At 57.9% G+C, this 12939-nt stretch carries 14 protein-coding genes; 6 read left to right on the forward strand and 8 right to left on the reverse strand.

Going from position 1 to position 12939, the window contains the following annotated elements:
- Positions 1-41 precede the first annotated feature (41 nt).
- A complete protein-coding gene (locus tag H6A25_RS05095) occupies positions 42-2846 on the forward strand; it encodes an N-acetylmuramoyl-L-alanine amidase (protein WP_204750906.1) in 2805 nt (934 codons plus the stop codon).
- 133 nt (positions 2847-2979) lie between these two features.
- Here the strand turns inward: H6A25_RS05095 and H6A25_RS05100 are convergent, their stop codons facing one another.
- Complete coding sequence (locus H6A25_RS05100) at positions 2980-4482, reverse strand: carboxypeptidase M32 (RefSeq protein WP_204750907.1); 1503 nt, start codon at positions 4480-4482, stop codon at positions 2980-2982.
- Positions 4483-4678: 196 nt separating this feature from the next.
- On the opposite strand from H6A25_RS05100, the gene H6A25_RS05105 reads away from it, so the two are divergent.
- Positions 4679-4999, forward strand: a complete 321-nt coding sequence (locus H6A25_RS05105; protein ID WP_204750908.1) for a putative heavy metal-binding protein — start codon at positions 4679-4681, stop codon at positions 4997-4999.
- Entirely contained in the window at positions 4996-5520 is a 525-nt protein-coding gene (locus H6A25_RS05110; RefSeq protein WP_204750909.1) for a flavodoxin domain-containing protein, read from the forward strand. The genes H6A25_RS05105 and H6A25_RS05110 overlap by 4 nt, the downstream gene beginning before the upstream one ends.
- 43 nt (positions 5521-5563) lie before the next feature.
- On the opposite strand, the gene H6A25_RS05115 is transcribed toward H6A25_RS05110, so the two are convergent.
- Both H6A25_RS05115 and H6A25_RS05120 read right to left on the reverse strand, forming a co-directional pair.
- Positions 5564-6352 (reverse strand): ABC transporter permease, encoded by a 789-nt coding sequence (locus H6A25_RS05115; protein ID WP_204750910.1) that lies wholly within the window; start codon positions 6350-6352, stop codon positions 5564-5566.
- A complete protein-coding gene (locus tag H6A25_RS05120) occupies positions 6349-7161 on the reverse strand; it encodes an ABC transporter ATP-binding protein (RefSeq protein WP_204750911.1) in 813 nt (270 codons plus the stop codon). The genes H6A25_RS05115 and H6A25_RS05120 overlap by 4 nt, the downstream gene beginning before the upstream one ends.
- A gap of 71 nt (positions 7162-7232) precedes the next feature.
- Between H6A25_RS05120 and H6A25_RS05125 the strand changes: the two genes are divergently transcribed.
- The gene (locus tag H6A25_RS05125; protein WP_204750912.1) at positions 7233-7811 is read left to right on the forward strand and encodes a DNA-3-methyladenine glycosylase I; all 579 of its coding nucleotides are present in this window, start codon (positions 7233-7235) and stop codon (positions 7809-7811) included.
- Here H6A25_RS05125 and H6A25_RS05130 read toward each other — a convergent pair.
- Positions 7747-8172, reverse strand: a complete 426-nt coding sequence (locus tag H6A25_RS05130) for a DUF5655 domain-containing protein (protein WP_204750913.1) — start codon at positions 8170-8172, stop codon at positions 7747-7749. The genes H6A25_RS05125 and H6A25_RS05130 overlap by 65 nt on opposite strands.
- Before the next feature lie 113 nt (positions 8173-8285).
- Here H6A25_RS05130 and H6A25_RS05135 point away from each other — a divergent pair, with 113 nt between their 5' ends.
- Together H6A25_RS05135 and H6A25_RS05140 are read left to right on the forward strand one after the other, a co-directional pair.
- Positions 8286-8597 carry a TIGR04076 family protein gene (locus H6A25_RS05135; protein WP_204750914.1) on the forward strand — a complete coding sequence of 104 codons (312 nt, stop codon included), beginning with the start codon at positions 8286-8288 and terminating at the stop codon, positions 8595-8597.
- Positions 8594-9160, forward strand: coding sequence for a 3'-5' exonuclease (locus H6A25_RS05140; RefSeq protein ID WP_204750915.1), 567 nt, complete (start codon positions 8594-8596; stop codon positions 9158-9160). Before H6A25_RS05135 ends, H6A25_RS05140 begins: the two co-directional genes overlap by 4 nt.
- A 52-nt stretch (positions 9161-9212) precedes the next feature.
- Here H6A25_RS05140 and H6A25_RS05145 read toward each other — a convergent pair whose 3' ends face one another.
- The 4 genes from H6A25_RS05145 to H6A25_RS05160 form a co-directional block, all read right to left on the reverse strand.
- Positions 9213-9950 carry an EFR1 family ferrodoxin gene (locus H6A25_RS05145; protein WP_204750916.1) on the reverse strand — a complete coding sequence of 246 codons (738 nt, stop codon included), beginning with the start codon at positions 9948-9950 and terminating at the stop codon, positions 9213-9215.
- Positions 9951-10070: 120 nt separating this feature from the next.
- Positions 10071-10559, reverse strand: coding sequence for a TspO/MBR family protein (locus H6A25_RS05150; RefSeq protein WP_243423245.1), 489 nt, complete (start codon positions 10557-10559; stop codon positions 10071-10073).
- Positions 10560-10610: 51 nt separating this feature from the next.
- Positions 10611-11204 carry a sugar O-acetyltransferase gene (locus H6A25_RS05155; RefSeq protein ID WP_204750917.1) on the reverse strand — a complete coding sequence of 198 codons (594 nt, stop codon included), beginning with the start codon at positions 11202-11204 and terminating at the stop codon, positions 10611-10613.
- A gap of 18 nt (positions 11205-11222) precedes the next feature.
- The gene (locus H6A25_RS05160; RefSeq protein ID WP_204750918.1) at positions 11223-12920 is read right to left on the reverse strand and encodes an ABC-ATPase domain-containing protein; all 1698 of its coding nucleotides are present in this window, start codon (positions 12918-12920) and stop codon (positions 11223-11225) included.
- Positions 12921-12939 lie beyond the last annotated feature (19 nt).

Genomic DNA, 12939 nt, shown 5'->3' on the forward strand with positions numbered 1-12939 from the left:
ATTTTTGGTGCCACCGGAAGAACAAAAAGGAGGAATGCTTGATGCTTCTGCGCCGTTTTTGCTTGTGCGCTCTTTGCCTGCTGCTTTTTTGCATTTTGCCCTGCCATGGCTCAGAGCTTTCCCTGCGTGGGGTGTTCGTCTCCACCGTTTCCAACCTGGACTTCCCTTCCTCCCCCGGCCTGTCTCCGGAGGAGATGAAGGAGGAACTGGACTCCATTTTGCAAAACACCCGAAAGGCCGGTCTCAACAGCATCTTCTTTCAGGTGCGGCCCTGTGCCGATGCTCTGTACCCTTCCTCTTTTTTCCCGTATAGCCGCTATCTCACAGGGAAGCAAGGGCAGGCCCCCGGGGAAGATTTTGATCCCCTGGCCTATCTCACAGAAAAGGCCCACGCCCAGGGCATAGAGGTCCACGCCTGGATCAACCCCTACCGGGTGACCCAGGGAGTGCAGGGAGCAACCAAGGAAGCCTGTCTCGACACCCTGGCAGAAAACCATCCGGCCCGGAAAGATCCCTCTCTGGTGATTTTCCATAACGGAGAACTGTATTTTGACCCGGCCCTGCCCCAGGTGCGCCAGCTGGTGGCCGACGGGGTGCGGGAGATTTTGGAAAACTACCCGGTGGACGGCATCCACCTGGACGATTATTTTTACCCCGGTACCGATTTCGGGGACAGTGCCTCTTATGCCCAATATGGACAAGGGGCCTCTCTGGATGACTTCCGCCGCAGCAATGTGACAGAGCTGATCTCTCTGCTCCACGATACCATTGAGGAAACAAACCCCCAGGCTCAGTTGGGAGTCTCTCCCTTTGGCATCTGGGCCAACGCCTCCCAGCTGGAAGGGGGCAGCGACACCGCCGGCACCCAGAGCTATTTTGCCCACTATGCCGATACCCGCCTTTGGGTGCAGGAAGGGCTGCTGGATTACATCTCCCCTCAGCTCTATTGGTACCGGGGCCAGGAAGGCTCGGATTTCACCACCCTGCTCCAGTGGTGGGAAAACACGGTGTCGGGCACCGATTGCCGGCTGGTGCCTGCCCTTGCGGCCTACAAGGCCATGGGTGGGGATTCTGCCGCCCCCTGGCAGGGTTATGATGAGATCCTGGGCCAGATCGACCTGCTGCAAAGTGGAGAAAGCCAGGGTCTGATTCTGTTCCGTCTGGGCTCCCTTTCCCCCATGACCGCCGCTCTGGGAAAAACGCTGACCGAACCTGCTCCGGTGAGCGATGAGGAACCACCCCAGGAAGAGCCGGAAGAAGAAAGCCCGCTGAAATTGTCCCAACCAAAGGATCTGACCCGCACCGATCTTTCTTCCTATTATTTCTACGGCATCTCCGATCCCAGCCAGCCCCTGACCATCAACAGCCAGCCGGTGCTTTCCCGTGGAGCGGACGGCAGCTTTGGAGTGCTGCTGTCTCTGGAGCCGGGTTTCAACACCTTTACCCTGGAAAACGGCTCTCATCGCCTGACCTGCCGTCTGCTGCGGGGGCTTGCCGCCCAATGCTGGGAAAAAGCGGCTCCCCAGGGAGATACCTATGTATCCCCGGGGCAGCAGGCCCTTTTGTCTCTCACCGCCCGGCCAGGCGCCGCCGTCACCGCCCTGTTTCTGGGAGAAAGCCTTCCCCTGTCCTGGAAGGGAGATGCCTATCAGGCCAGCATTCCCTTGCCCCAGGGGAATGCGGATCAGGTAACCCGGTACGGTTCCCCCCTCTATGTGATCCGCCGGGGAAACTTCGTCACCGCCGCACTGGCCCCAGGCGGCTTTTACCAAAGAGGAACACAGCTGTCTCTCTCCTTTCAGGTACAGACCGATCTGTGCGACATTTATCAATCCCCTGATTCTTCCAAAGGCTCCACCGGCACCCTGCGGGAAGGAATGACAGGGCCGGTATCGTCCATCTCCCAGGGCTATGCCCAGGTGCCTGGCCTGGGGTATCTTTCTTTAAAGGACATTTCCCTTTCCACTGAGGAGGAAAACAGGGAGATCACCGCTGCCTCCGTATCCCCGGGAGAGGAAGAGACCCTGGTCTCCTTCCAAAGCGGCAGCCCTCTGGCGGCCTGCTGCACATGGGAAGACGGGATGCTGAAAGTGCGCTTTCCCGGCGTGAGCCAGGGGGCCTCTCTTTCCGGGGAACAGGTGGCCCAATCCCTGTGCCAGGTAGAGGACGGGTGCCTGGTCTATTCCTTCACCTTGAAGGGCATCAGTCCCTGGGGCTTCTATTTTGAAAAAACCGACCAGGGAGCCCTGCTCCATGTGGGAAAAAAGCCCGCACCACAGGAGGGGCTTTCGGGGGTACATATTCTGCTGGACGCCGGCCACGGCGGAAGTCAGGAGGGGGCCGCAGGCTGTGACCCACTCTGCCTGGAAAAGGATATGAATCTGGCCCTTTGCCAGGCGGTAGGCGAAAAACTCCAGGAAATGGGAGCCACGGTGTCCTATACCCGGGAAGAAGACAAAACCCTCAGCCCCCGGCAGCGGTTTGAGCAGTCTTTCCAGGAGATGCCGGATCTCTTTTTGTCCTTCCACCACGGCAGCGGTGAGCCCGATGAAGATTTGTCGTTTGCAGGAGGTTTTTCAGCCTTTTGCCAGGGAGAGCTTTTCCATTCTCTGGCCCAGAGCATCTGCCAGAGGGTGGAGAGCACCGGCCGGGCGGCAAATCCGGCCCAAAGCGGCAGTCTGCTCTATGTGTGCCGGCAGACCCATTGCCCTGCTGTTTTAATGGAAAACGGATGCCTGACCAACCCCCAGGAGTTCGGCGCCATCACCGACCCCCAAAACATCGACCAGACGGCCCAGGCCATTGCCCAGGCCGTGGCATCCTCCTTCGCATCTTCCAGCGATTGACAAAAAGCAAAAAAGTGGCTTTCGCCACTTTTTTGATGCACGCAGGCCCCCGGCGCAGTCTGCGCCGGGGGGCCTGCTTCTGTCCGTTTCCTTCCGAGGCCAACGATATGGCCGTCCGGACACCGGACCGCCGCTAGATGTTGCGGAGCTTGTTCAGGTATTTATCCCGGAGATAATCCAGGAAATAGGTCTCGCTCAGCTCTTCGCCGGTGGCGTGGAGCAGTACCTCGGTGGGAGTCATGGCCCGGCCGAACTGGTGCACATTGTCATAGAGCCACTGGTTGATGGGAGCAAAATCCCCCTTTTCCACCAGCTCATCAAAGTTGGGCAGCACCTTCTTCATGGCATGAAGCATCTGTCCACCATACAGGTTGCCCAAGGTATAGCTCTGGAAGTAGCCGATGTGGCCGGATGCCCAGTGGATATCCTGCAAGACCCCTTCCCGGGCGTCCTTGGGCACAAGGCCGAAGGTCTCCTTGTATTTCTCCCGCCAGATCTCCTCAAAATCATCGGTGCTGGTCTTGCCGTCAAAATAGTCCTTCTCCATCTCAAAGCGGATGATGGGATGGAGACTGTATGTCAGCTCGTCGGCAGTGATCCGGTGAAGAGAGGGCTGCACCTTCATCTGAGCCATGTAGAATTTCTCCATGGGCACATCCTTCAGATAGGGGAAGTGCTTCACCGCCACCGGATAGGCCAGACGCCAGAACTCGGGGGATTTGCCGATGATGTTTTCATAGAAGCGGGCCTGGCCCTCGTGCATGGCGCCGCTCAGGCCGCCCCACAGGCCGCATTCCACCGCCCGGTCATTGGAGCTATAACCATAGCGGGCATGGCCGCCTTCGTGGAGCATGGTGAAGATGCCGCCCCACACTCCTTTGTAGCTGATGGCAATCCGGCTGTCCCGGGGGCCTACGCCGGTGCACATGCCGTGGAGCACCTGGCTGTCATGGGCGCAGTCGGGATCGAAGCCGGTGAGCAGATTGATCTCAAAGGCCGCATCCCGCCGCTGCTGATGGGTATAGGGGGTCTCCAGCACACTGGTATCGATCTTCTCATGCTGGGGCGCGATCTGCTCCATAATCTCCACAATGCCCTTTTTCAGCCCGGCAAAAAGCTGCTGCACCCGGTGGGTATCGATGCCCTCGTCCACGGTGCCGCACAGCACATCAAAGGCCGGCCGGTTGGGGTCGATGGCTTCCGCCACCCGCTTTTTCAGCTCAAACAGGCCCTTGATGGTGGGTTTATAGAACTCAAAGCTGTTTTTATCCAATGCATCCCGCCAGGCCATCTGGGCCTGACCGGTATAGTTGCGCACTTCCACCTGGAGATCTTCGGGCACCTGCACCGCCTCATCATACCGCTGGCACAGCTCATGAGCGGCCCCTTTCAGATAGATGTCCTCAAAATCTTCCGGCTTCCGCTCCTTCAGGGCGTCCACCACTTTCCGGGTCTCCGGGCTTTTCAGCTGGGCCAGAGCCTGGCGGGTAAAATAGCCGCTGACTTCCCCCCGGTAAGGCTGGCCCTTTTTGGAAAGACCTTCCCACAGATCCCAGCCCATCAGGCCCTGAATGCTGTCATAATATCGCTGGTGGCGCAGGATCTCCAGCGCCTGTTCCATGATTTTGTCTGCCATAGGAAAAAACACCCTCCTCTTTTTTCACTGTAAATTCAGTATAAAATACAAACTCCCCTGCCACAAGAGGGCAGGCTGCGGGATTCTGAAGGAGATTTTTTAGCTATTTTGCACAATGTTTACCCGACCCCCTTCCTCTCCCCCTTCTGCTGTGATACAATTTCCCCATATTTTTAAAAACAAAGGAGGCTTTTTTATGATCATCACCACCACCCCTACCGTGGAGGGACGCACCATCGGAGAATATAAGGGCATCGTGTTTGGAGAAGTGATCTCCGGCGTGGACATTTTCCGGGACATCGGCGCAGGGCTGCGGAACATTTTCGGCGGCCGCAGCACCGGGTATGAGGACGAACTGCAGAACGCCCGGAGCGAAGCTCTGGCCGAGATGCAGCGGCGGGCCAGCGCTCTGGGAGCTGACGCTGTGGTTGGCGTGGATGTGGATTATGAAGTGCTGGGCAGCGACAACGGCATGCTGATGGTCAGCGTCTCCGGCACAGCGGTAACGCTGCGATGAAGCCGGTGGTGCTCTATGCCTCCCGCTATGGCCATACCCAGCGCTATGCACAGTGGCTGGGGGAAAGCCTGGGCTGTCCTGTGTGGAATGTCAAAGGGCTCTCCCCCGCATCCCTGGCCTCCTATGACACCATTGTGCTGGGAGGCAGCCTTTATGCCGGAGGCATGGGCGGCCTGTCCTTTCTCACCCGGCACGCAAAGTCCCAAAAATGGGTTCTTTTCACCTGCGGCGTAGCCGATCCCAACTTGGAAGTCACCCGCAAAAACATCCGAAGTAATGTGGAAAAGGCCCTGCCGGAAAACCGGCGGGACACACCCTTGTTTTTCCTGCGGGGCGGACTGGATTACAGCCGCCTTTCCCCTCTTCACCGGCTGATGATGTGGGGATTGCGCCAGGCCATTCTGAAAAAGAAGGACCTGACCGAAGAGGACAGACAAGTCCTCCATACCTATGGCAAAACCCTGGACTTTACCCGCCGGGAAACCTTGCAGCCCATCCTGGACTTTCTTCAAAAAGCATAATAGTAAAAAAGAGACCCTGATGGTCTCTTTTTTTGCGATATCCCTATATATACAGGTCCCGGTGGCAAAAGCCCCACAGGGCCAGGGCGGAAAACAAAACGGCCAGCAAAAGGAGCATCCCGGCAGGAAGCATCCCTTCCCCCGCCATCAGCTTTTCCGGCTGGAACAGGGAAAACAGGGTCAAATACCGGAATTTTTCCAGTTTTCCTCCCAGGTTGGCCAGCATCTGCATCACCAGCATCAAGGTGGGAACACCGGCCATCAAAGCGGTGTACCGGCTCCCTTCCCCCAGGCAGGAAACCAGAAAGCAAAAGGCCCCCAGACACAGATGCAGGCACAAAAGCCCACCATTGAGACACAGAAGCCCTTTGATATCCAGCTCCCCGGGAAAGAGTACCTGGCAGGATACAATTTCCAAAGCAGTACAGTAAAGCAGCAGCCCCAGCTGGGTGGAAAAGAGCACCGCCAGCTGGGTGCCTGCCAGGGAAAGGCGGCTCACCGGAGCAGCACACAGGGCGTACATACTGCCCTTTTCCACATACCGGGCCACAAGCCCCCTGGCCCGCAGGATGGCATACACCATGGGAAAGGCCAGAAGCAGCATACCATATAGATAAGTGGAGAGAAAGGAGAGCAGAGTTCCTCCTTCCCCGGTCATACCCACCGCCGCCATCAGCTGGGGCATCATATCGTAAAACTGCCCCAGGGCCTGCTGTGTCTCTTTGTCATACATCCCGGCGATCATAAGGATATACAAAGTAAGCACGCCGCCAAAAATCACCAGCAGCCCCAAAGATCCACGCATCTCCCGCCAGAACAGCGTCTTGTTCATTCCTTTTCCCCCTTCCGGTAGCAGCGCAGGAAGATTTCTTCCAGGTCGGCTGTCTTCTTTACTTCCACCCGGCCATCTTCCAGGATGGTTCCCCCGAAATCCCGGGCAAAGGCCTGGGCATCCCCCTTCTCCACCTGGAGCACATAGCGGCGGCTGTGTTTTTCTTCCATCTCCTGCACAGTGTCCTGGGTCAGCAGTTTCCCCTGGCGCAGAATGCCCACCCGGCGGCAAGTGCGCTGCACTTCCTCAAAAATATGGCTGGAAAGCAGAATCACCCGGCCTTTTTTTCCCTCTTCCCCGATGAAATCCACAAATTCCTTTTGCATCAGCGGGTCCAGGCCGGAAGTGGGTTCGTCCAGAATGAGCACCTCCGGCTTGTGGGAAAAGGCGGCGATGATACCCAGTTTCTGCTTGGTGCCCTTGCTCATTTTATGGATGGGGGTATTCAGATCCACGGGAAACCGATCCAGCAGCAGCCGGCGGTATCCCTCCCCCGTAAAGCCCCGGTACCGGTCGAGAAAATCCAGATAGTCCTCTCCCCGCATCCCCTCCATCAGGGACATCTCCCCGGGGATATAACCTACCATGCGCTGCACCTGCTTCCGGTCTTTCCAGCAGTCCAGGCCGAAAATGGTGCACTGGCCCTTCTGGGGCCGGAGAAATCCCATCAGATGGCGGATCAGGGTGGTCTTTCCCGCCCCGTTGGGACCCAGCAGGCCGAAGGGCTCTCCCGGCTGCACCTGGAAACGCAGGCCGAACACACCCCGATTTTCTCCGTAATCCCGGGTCAGGTCTGTCACTTTGATCATGCTGTCCTCCTTGTGAAACACAGAGAAAAATGATATCCTGAAGAAAACCTTTACGAAATGCTGGTGAAACAATGATCTGGTCCGATGGAAAAACGCGCTGCCCCTGGGCAACCCCCCATAATCCCCTGTACATCCGCTACCACGATGAAGAATGGGGCGTGCCGGTGCACGATGACCAAAAGCTCTTTGAAATGCTGATCCTGGAAGGCTTTCAGGCGGGGCTGTCCTGGGAATGTGTGCTGAATAAGCGGGAACATTTCCGTCTGGTCTTTGACGGCTTTGATCCCCGGAAAGTGGCCCAGTACGGCCCGGAGAAAATCGAGCAGCTTTGCCAGGACAAAGGCATCATCCGCAACCGGCGGAAGATCCAGGCCGCTGTCCGCAATGCCCAGGTATTTCTGGATGTTCAGCAGGAATTCGGCAGCTTTGACCGCTACCTGTGGGACTTTGCCGGAGGCGCTCCCATCCGGGAATATGGCCTGACTTCCTCCCCCTTATCGGACGCCCTGTCCCGGGATCTGAAAAAGCGGGGAATGTCCTTTGTGGGCACCACCATCCTCTATTCCTATCTTCAGGCGGTGGGGGTCATTTTTTCCCATGAGGAGCCTTGCTTCCTCGCCCCTTGTTTTCCCCGAACGCCCAGGCCATAGCCAAAAAGGAAAACAGCTCCTCATCCAGCTCTTCTTCCCGCTCCACCAGCACATGATGGGTAAAGCGGCCGGGATAGGGCTCCGCCATCACAGCCACACGAGGGGAGGGCAAAGGCTCTCCCAGGCCGAAAGTCACCAGAAGAAAGTGCTCCGGCCACTCCTTTTTCCGCCGTACCGGCGGAGAAAGGGCGGCAAAGAGATGTTTTCCATAAAAGCTCACCTGGCTTTTCCCCACCTTCACCCGGGCCTGGGGAAAAGCCCTCTCCATTTTGGCAAAGGCCTTATTGTAAAGCTCCAGCTCCCGCTCTTTTCCCGAGAACAGCTGGAACAGATCGGAAAAATACCCTTCCGGCTTTTCCACCTTTCCACTTCCTTTCTTTTCCGCCATTGTAGCACCGGGAAAAACCTCCGTCAATATTTGCTCCCCGCCTCTTTTTGTGGTACACTGGCTTTACTTTGCAAGGAGGGATTTTCATGCGCAAATGCCGGATCACCGTGATGAAACAGACCTGCTACCCAGACCTGATGGCCCAGTACGAAAACCCGCTGGAACACGCCTGTGATATGGAAGTGGGACAGGTGTATATTGCCAATGGCTGGAAAAAGCCGGAAGGTTTCTGCCAAAGCGCCTGGGACACCCTGTCTCCCTTTGTGCTGGCCCTGAGCCACGGGGCGGAGAATTTTTACGACGGCTGGATGAAAAACCCCCGCTCGGCCATGCTCTCCTGCAACGATGGCTTCCGGCCTGTGACCTTTCTTGTGGAAGCTTTGGAGGAACCGATATGAAATATGCCGCCTTCGATGTGGAGACTCCCAACAGCCAGAACCGGCGCATGAGTGCCCTGGGCGTCACCCTGCTGGACGAAACCGGCATCACCGGAAATTTCTCTTTTCTGGTCAATCCGGAGACTCATTTTGACCCTTTCAACATTTCCCTCACCGGCATCACTCCGGCCATGGTCAAAGACTCCCCTGCCTTTCCCCAGCTGTGGAAGAAGCTGGAAGAGCTGCTTTCCGGCCGCACTTTGCTGGCCCACAACGCTCCCTTTGACCTGGGAGTTTTGTCCAAATGCCTCATGGACTACGGCATCTCCTGGGGGCCGCTGGTTCCCTATCTGTGCACCTGCCGCATGAGCCGCACCCTTCTGCCACAGCTTCCCAACCACAAGCTGAATACCCTGGCCGATTATTTTGCCATTCCCCTGCGCCACCATGAAGCCGCCTCCGACAGCCAGGCCTGCGGAGAGATTTTCCTCCACCATGTGCGTTCCGGCGCAGATCCCGCACCCTTTCTGCGGCTTTATGACCTGGAAAGGCGCCGCACCCTCCCCCGTGGACGATGGGCTTGAATCCCGTGAAAAAAGCCGCCTTCCAATGCGGCTTTTTATTTTTACAAAAGTCTCAGCAATGCCACCGGTTTTTGCCCTGGGTGCGCCGGCCATATTCAATGGCTTCCGCCGGACAATGGGCGATGCAGGCCATGCAGTGGATGCAGTTCCCCTGCCACCGGGGTTTCCCCTCCACCATGCGGATGTTTCCCATGGGGCACAGGCGCTGACACAGGCCGCAGCTGACGCAGCCATGGGTGCGGAAGGCCTTGTCCTTGATGAAAAACCGGTACATCCCCTGATTGACGGCCCCGCTTTTCAGCCGGTCAAAAAAGGTGGCGGGCTTTTCCGGCAGCCCTTCCCCTTTTCGGATCAGCGCCGCCAGCTTGTCCGTCTGGGATTTGGCGCGCTCCAGCATCTTGTCTCCTTCTTCCTTAGAAGGTGGCGAAAAGAGCACCAGGTAGTTGTCGGGCATCACCACCCCGGCGGCGCCTTGATACTCCCAGCCCTTTTCCTGGCAAAGCAAGCGCAGGTTTTCCCCTGCATTTCCGATTTCTCCGCCGCAGGTCAGAACAAAATAGGCTTTCCGGCTTCCCTCAAACCGGCTGCGGCGGAGAAAATCCACAAACACCCGGGGAGCCTGCCAGCCATAGGTGGGGCAGACAAAGACCCACGGGGTTTCCGACTGAAAGGCCCCATACTCCCCTTTTCCCATGGTGGGAGCAACATCCACCCATTCCTCTCCCAACTTCTCCCCCAGCCAACCGGCACATTTCCGGCTGTTGCCGGTGCCTGTAAAATAAAGGATCATACTGCAAAAAACTCCTTTTGCTGCTTTTCACATAAAAAAACGGCCCTCAAAGGCCTTTTTTTCTATGCAGGCGGTCTTTTTCTCCAGTATAATATACCGCTTCCCAAAGGACAAGACCCATCAGGAATTGAGGAAAAAGACCCCGGCATTGAGATAGGCGGCAAAGAGCACCCACAAAAGATAGGGGATCTGAAGCCGGGCCGCCTTCCTGTCCACCTGGGAAAACAGACGGATCATGGCCGCGATCAGCCCCAGCATCACAAGCAGCCACAAAAGGGCCAGCCCATAACGGCCCAGTCCGAAAAAGAGGATGCTCCAGAAAAAATTGAACCCCAGCTGCAAAAGGAAGATCCCCAATCCCCGGCGTCTTGCCTCCGAGGGCGGAGCCAGATAGACCCGGGCAGCTCCCAGGCCCATGAGCACATAGAGCACACTCCACACCACCGGAAACACCCAGCCCGGCGGGGACAGAGGCGGCTTTTGCGCCGTCTGGTTATAAAGTTCCACCCCATCCCGGGTAAGCCACCCGGAAAGACCGCCCACAGCCAGTGCCAGCAGCACAAACCCGGCATAAGGCGCCCATTTTTCCATTTTTGGTCCATTTTCCATTCCTCCCTGTTCAGTATATGGAACAGGGCAGGAAACATTCCCCGCAGACCCTTAAAACGCCATATTTTCCACAGCCACCCGGTCTTCCGGAGTGACCGGACGCAGCACCCGGCAGGGAGAGCCTACCGCCACCACTCCCGGCGGGATATCCCGGCAGGCCACGCTTCCCGCGCCGATCACCGAGCCCCGGCCGATGGTAACGCCGCCACAGATCACCGCATTGGCTCCGATCCACACATCGTCCTCCAGGGTGATGGGCTTGGAGGTGGAAATTCCCTCCCGGCGCTGCTCCGCATCCAGGGCATGGCCGGCACAGGCCAGGCACACCCCAGGGGCGATAAAGGCATTGGCCCCGATGTGCACCGGGGAAGTGTCCAGTATGACGCAGTTGTAGTTGATCACAGCCAGGCCATGGGTGTGGATATTGAAGCCATAATCACACCGGAACCAGGGCTCGATAAAGGTGAGAGGATGGCAGGTGCCCAGCAGCTGTTCCAGAATGATCCGCCGTTCCCCTTCGGCTCCCGGCGGCGACTGGTTATACCGCCAGCACAGGCTCTGGGCCCGCTTCTTCAGCCGTGGCGGAATGTTCCGGTTCTGTCCCACATACCCTTGATCCATTTGAAGAATATCTGAAATTTCCATCTTTTTTGCTCCTTTTCTTTATCGGTCCATTTCTCTCAGGCGGCTGAGACAGGCCAGCACCTCGGCAAGCCGGGGCCGGGCCAGAAAAGGCAGGCTCCCCTGGCACAGTCCTTCTGTTCCCTGCTCATCCATGATCTTCTCCACCTGATAAGCTGCCCCCTGTAAGGTACACCGGCCATCCAGCAGCTTCCGGTGGGCATAGAGAAGTGCATAGCCCAAAGCGGCGCATTGTTCACCGTCTATCACCTGCTCCACCTGGCGCAGGTCGATCTCTTCTTTTCCCACAGTCACGGCCTCCCGGCCCATGGCACGCACCTTTACCCGCTCTCCCCGGAAAGGCGCAAAAGGCCGGGGAGCCCGGCGGCTTTCCGGCGCTTTTCCCTCCGGTGCCGGAACCAGTCCCAGGGTGAACCGGGCCGCTTCCTCCTTGGCCCGGGCCGTGATATCCCGGGGCATATACCGGTCCATCTGCACCACCTGATGGGCCACATGGAAAAAGCTCCCCGAGCTTCCCGCCGCCAGAATGGTGGAAACGCCCCACTTTTCATACAGCTCCCTCACCCGCTGGAGAAAGGGGATGATAGGCTCCTGACCAGGACTGACCACCCGCTGCATCAGCTCATCCCGGTAGAGGAAATTGGTGGCGCTGGTGTCCTCATCCATCAGCAGCACTCTGGCTCCGCCCTCCATGGCCTCCACCACATTGGCGGCCTGGGAGGTGCTGCCGCTGGCATTCCGTGTGGTAAAGCAGCGGGTAGAGCGCCCTGTGGGCAGATCCCGGATAAACAGGGAAATATCGGTATGCCACACGCTGCGCCCGTCCTCGGCCCGGATCTTCACGGCAGAGGGGTCTGTGATGACAAACTCCCGGCCATCTCCCCCAATGTGGTCGTAGACCCCATCCTCCAGAGCCCGCAGCAGGGTGGATTTTCCGTGATATCCTCCACCCACAATGAGAGTGACTCCTTTTTTGATGCCCATGCCCCGGATCTCGCCCCGGTGGGGCAGAGCAAAACACACCTCCATCTCCGGCGGCGAGAAAAAGGGGACTGCCCCTTCCATGGGCCGGTCTGACACCCCCGAAGCCCTGGGTAAAATGCTGCCGTTTGCCACAAAAGCACACAGCCCCCGCTCTGCCAGATGATCCCGGATATACTGCCGGTCGTCGGCCATCTGGGCCAGGGATGCAAAACGACTTCCATCCTTTTCCTTATTATACAATAAACTGGCTTTCACCAGGGCGGGAAGCTGATCCAGAAGCATCCGGCGCAGGCCTTCCCCATCCACCGAGCGGCCAGAGGCGGGAAAGCCCATTTCCAGCCGGAAGAGCACCTCACCGGTACGAGGATCGATGCGGCAGGCGGTACGCTCCACCACCTGCTGGGTGCACCGGCTTGTGGCGATCAGCCCGCTGTGCCCTGAGCCCTTCACCCGAAAGCTCTCTTTTTGTGCCCCGGCGGCAAAACGGCGGATCAGCTCGTCCTGCAACGCGATGCGGCGGCAAGGAGTTTCATACAGCTCCCGGGGAAAGGCTGCTTGCTGCCCTGTCAGGCGCAGGCTGAGCCGGGAAGGGGATGCAAAGGGGTCCCCCTGCACATGGTCGATAGACAAGGTGTAAAAGGGAAACCGGTATTCCCCCCGGATCTCTTTATAAGCAGGATACCCCCGCCGGTGGATCCTCTTCAGGGCCTGCTCCAGCTCCCGATGGGTCTCCATAACAGCCCCTCCTTTTTTT

The sequence above is a fragment of the Intestinimonas butyriciproducens genome (genome assembly GCF_016901775.1).
GTDB lineage: Bacteria > Bacillota > Clostridia > Oscillospirales > Butyricicoccaceae > Pseudobutyricicoccus.

What these genes read in the sequence shown, in the direction of transcription:
- H6A25_RS05095 (WP_204750906.1), top strand. Translation starts at nt 42, where the DNA reads ATGCTTCTGCGCCGTTTTTGCTTGTGCGCTCTTTGCCTGCTGCTTTTT.
- H6A25_RS05100 (WP_204750907.1), bottom strand. Translation starts at nt 4,482, where the DNA reads ATGGCAGACAAAATCATGGAACAGGCGCTGGAGATCCTGCGCCACCAG.
- H6A25_RS05105 (WP_204750908.1), top strand. Translation starts at nt 4,679, where the DNA reads ATGATCATCACCACCACCCCTACCGTGGAGGGACGCACCATCGGAGAA.
- H6A25_RS05110 (WP_204750909.1), top strand. Translation starts at nt 4,996, where the DNA reads ATGAAGCCGGTGGTGCTCTATGCCTCCCGCTATGGCCATACCCAGCGC.
- H6A25_RS05115 (WP_204750910.1), bottom strand. Translation starts at nt 6,352, where the DNA reads ATGAACAAGACGCTGTTCTGGCGGGAGATGCGTGGATCTTTGGGGCTG.
- H6A25_RS05120 (WP_204750911.1), bottom strand. Translation starts at nt 7,161, where the DNA reads ATGATCAAAGTGACAGACCTGACCCGGGATTACGGAGAAAATCGGGGT.
- H6A25_RS05125 (WP_204750912.1), top strand. Translation starts at nt 7,233, where the DNA reads ATGATCTGGTCCGATGGAAAAACGCGCTGCCCCTGGGCAACCCCCCAT.
- H6A25_RS05135 (WP_204750914.1), top strand. Translation starts at nt 8,286, where the DNA reads ATGCGCAAATGCCGGATCACCGTGATGAAACAGACCTGCTACCCAGAC.
- H6A25_RS05140 (WP_204750915.1), top strand. Translation starts at nt 8,594, where the DNA reads ATGAAATATGCCGCCTTCGATGTGGAGACTCCCAACAGCCAGAACCGG.
- H6A25_RS05145 (WP_204750916.1), bottom strand. Translation starts at nt 9,950, where the DNA reads ATGATCCTTTATTTTACAGGCACCGGCAACAGCCGGAAATGTGCCGGT.
- H6A25_RS05150 (WP_243423245.1), bottom strand. Translation starts at nt 10,559, where the DNA reads ATGGAAAATGGACCAAAAATGGAAAAATGGGCGCCTTATGCCGGGTTT.
- H6A25_RS05155 (WP_204750917.1), bottom strand. Translation starts at nt 11,204, where the DNA reads ATGGAAATTTCAGATATTCTTCAAATGGATCAAGGGTATGTGGGACAG.
- H6A25_RS05160 (WP_204750918.1), bottom strand. Translation starts at nt 12,920, where the DNA reads ATGGAGACCCATCGGGAGCTGGAGCAGGCCCTGAAGAGGATCCACCGG.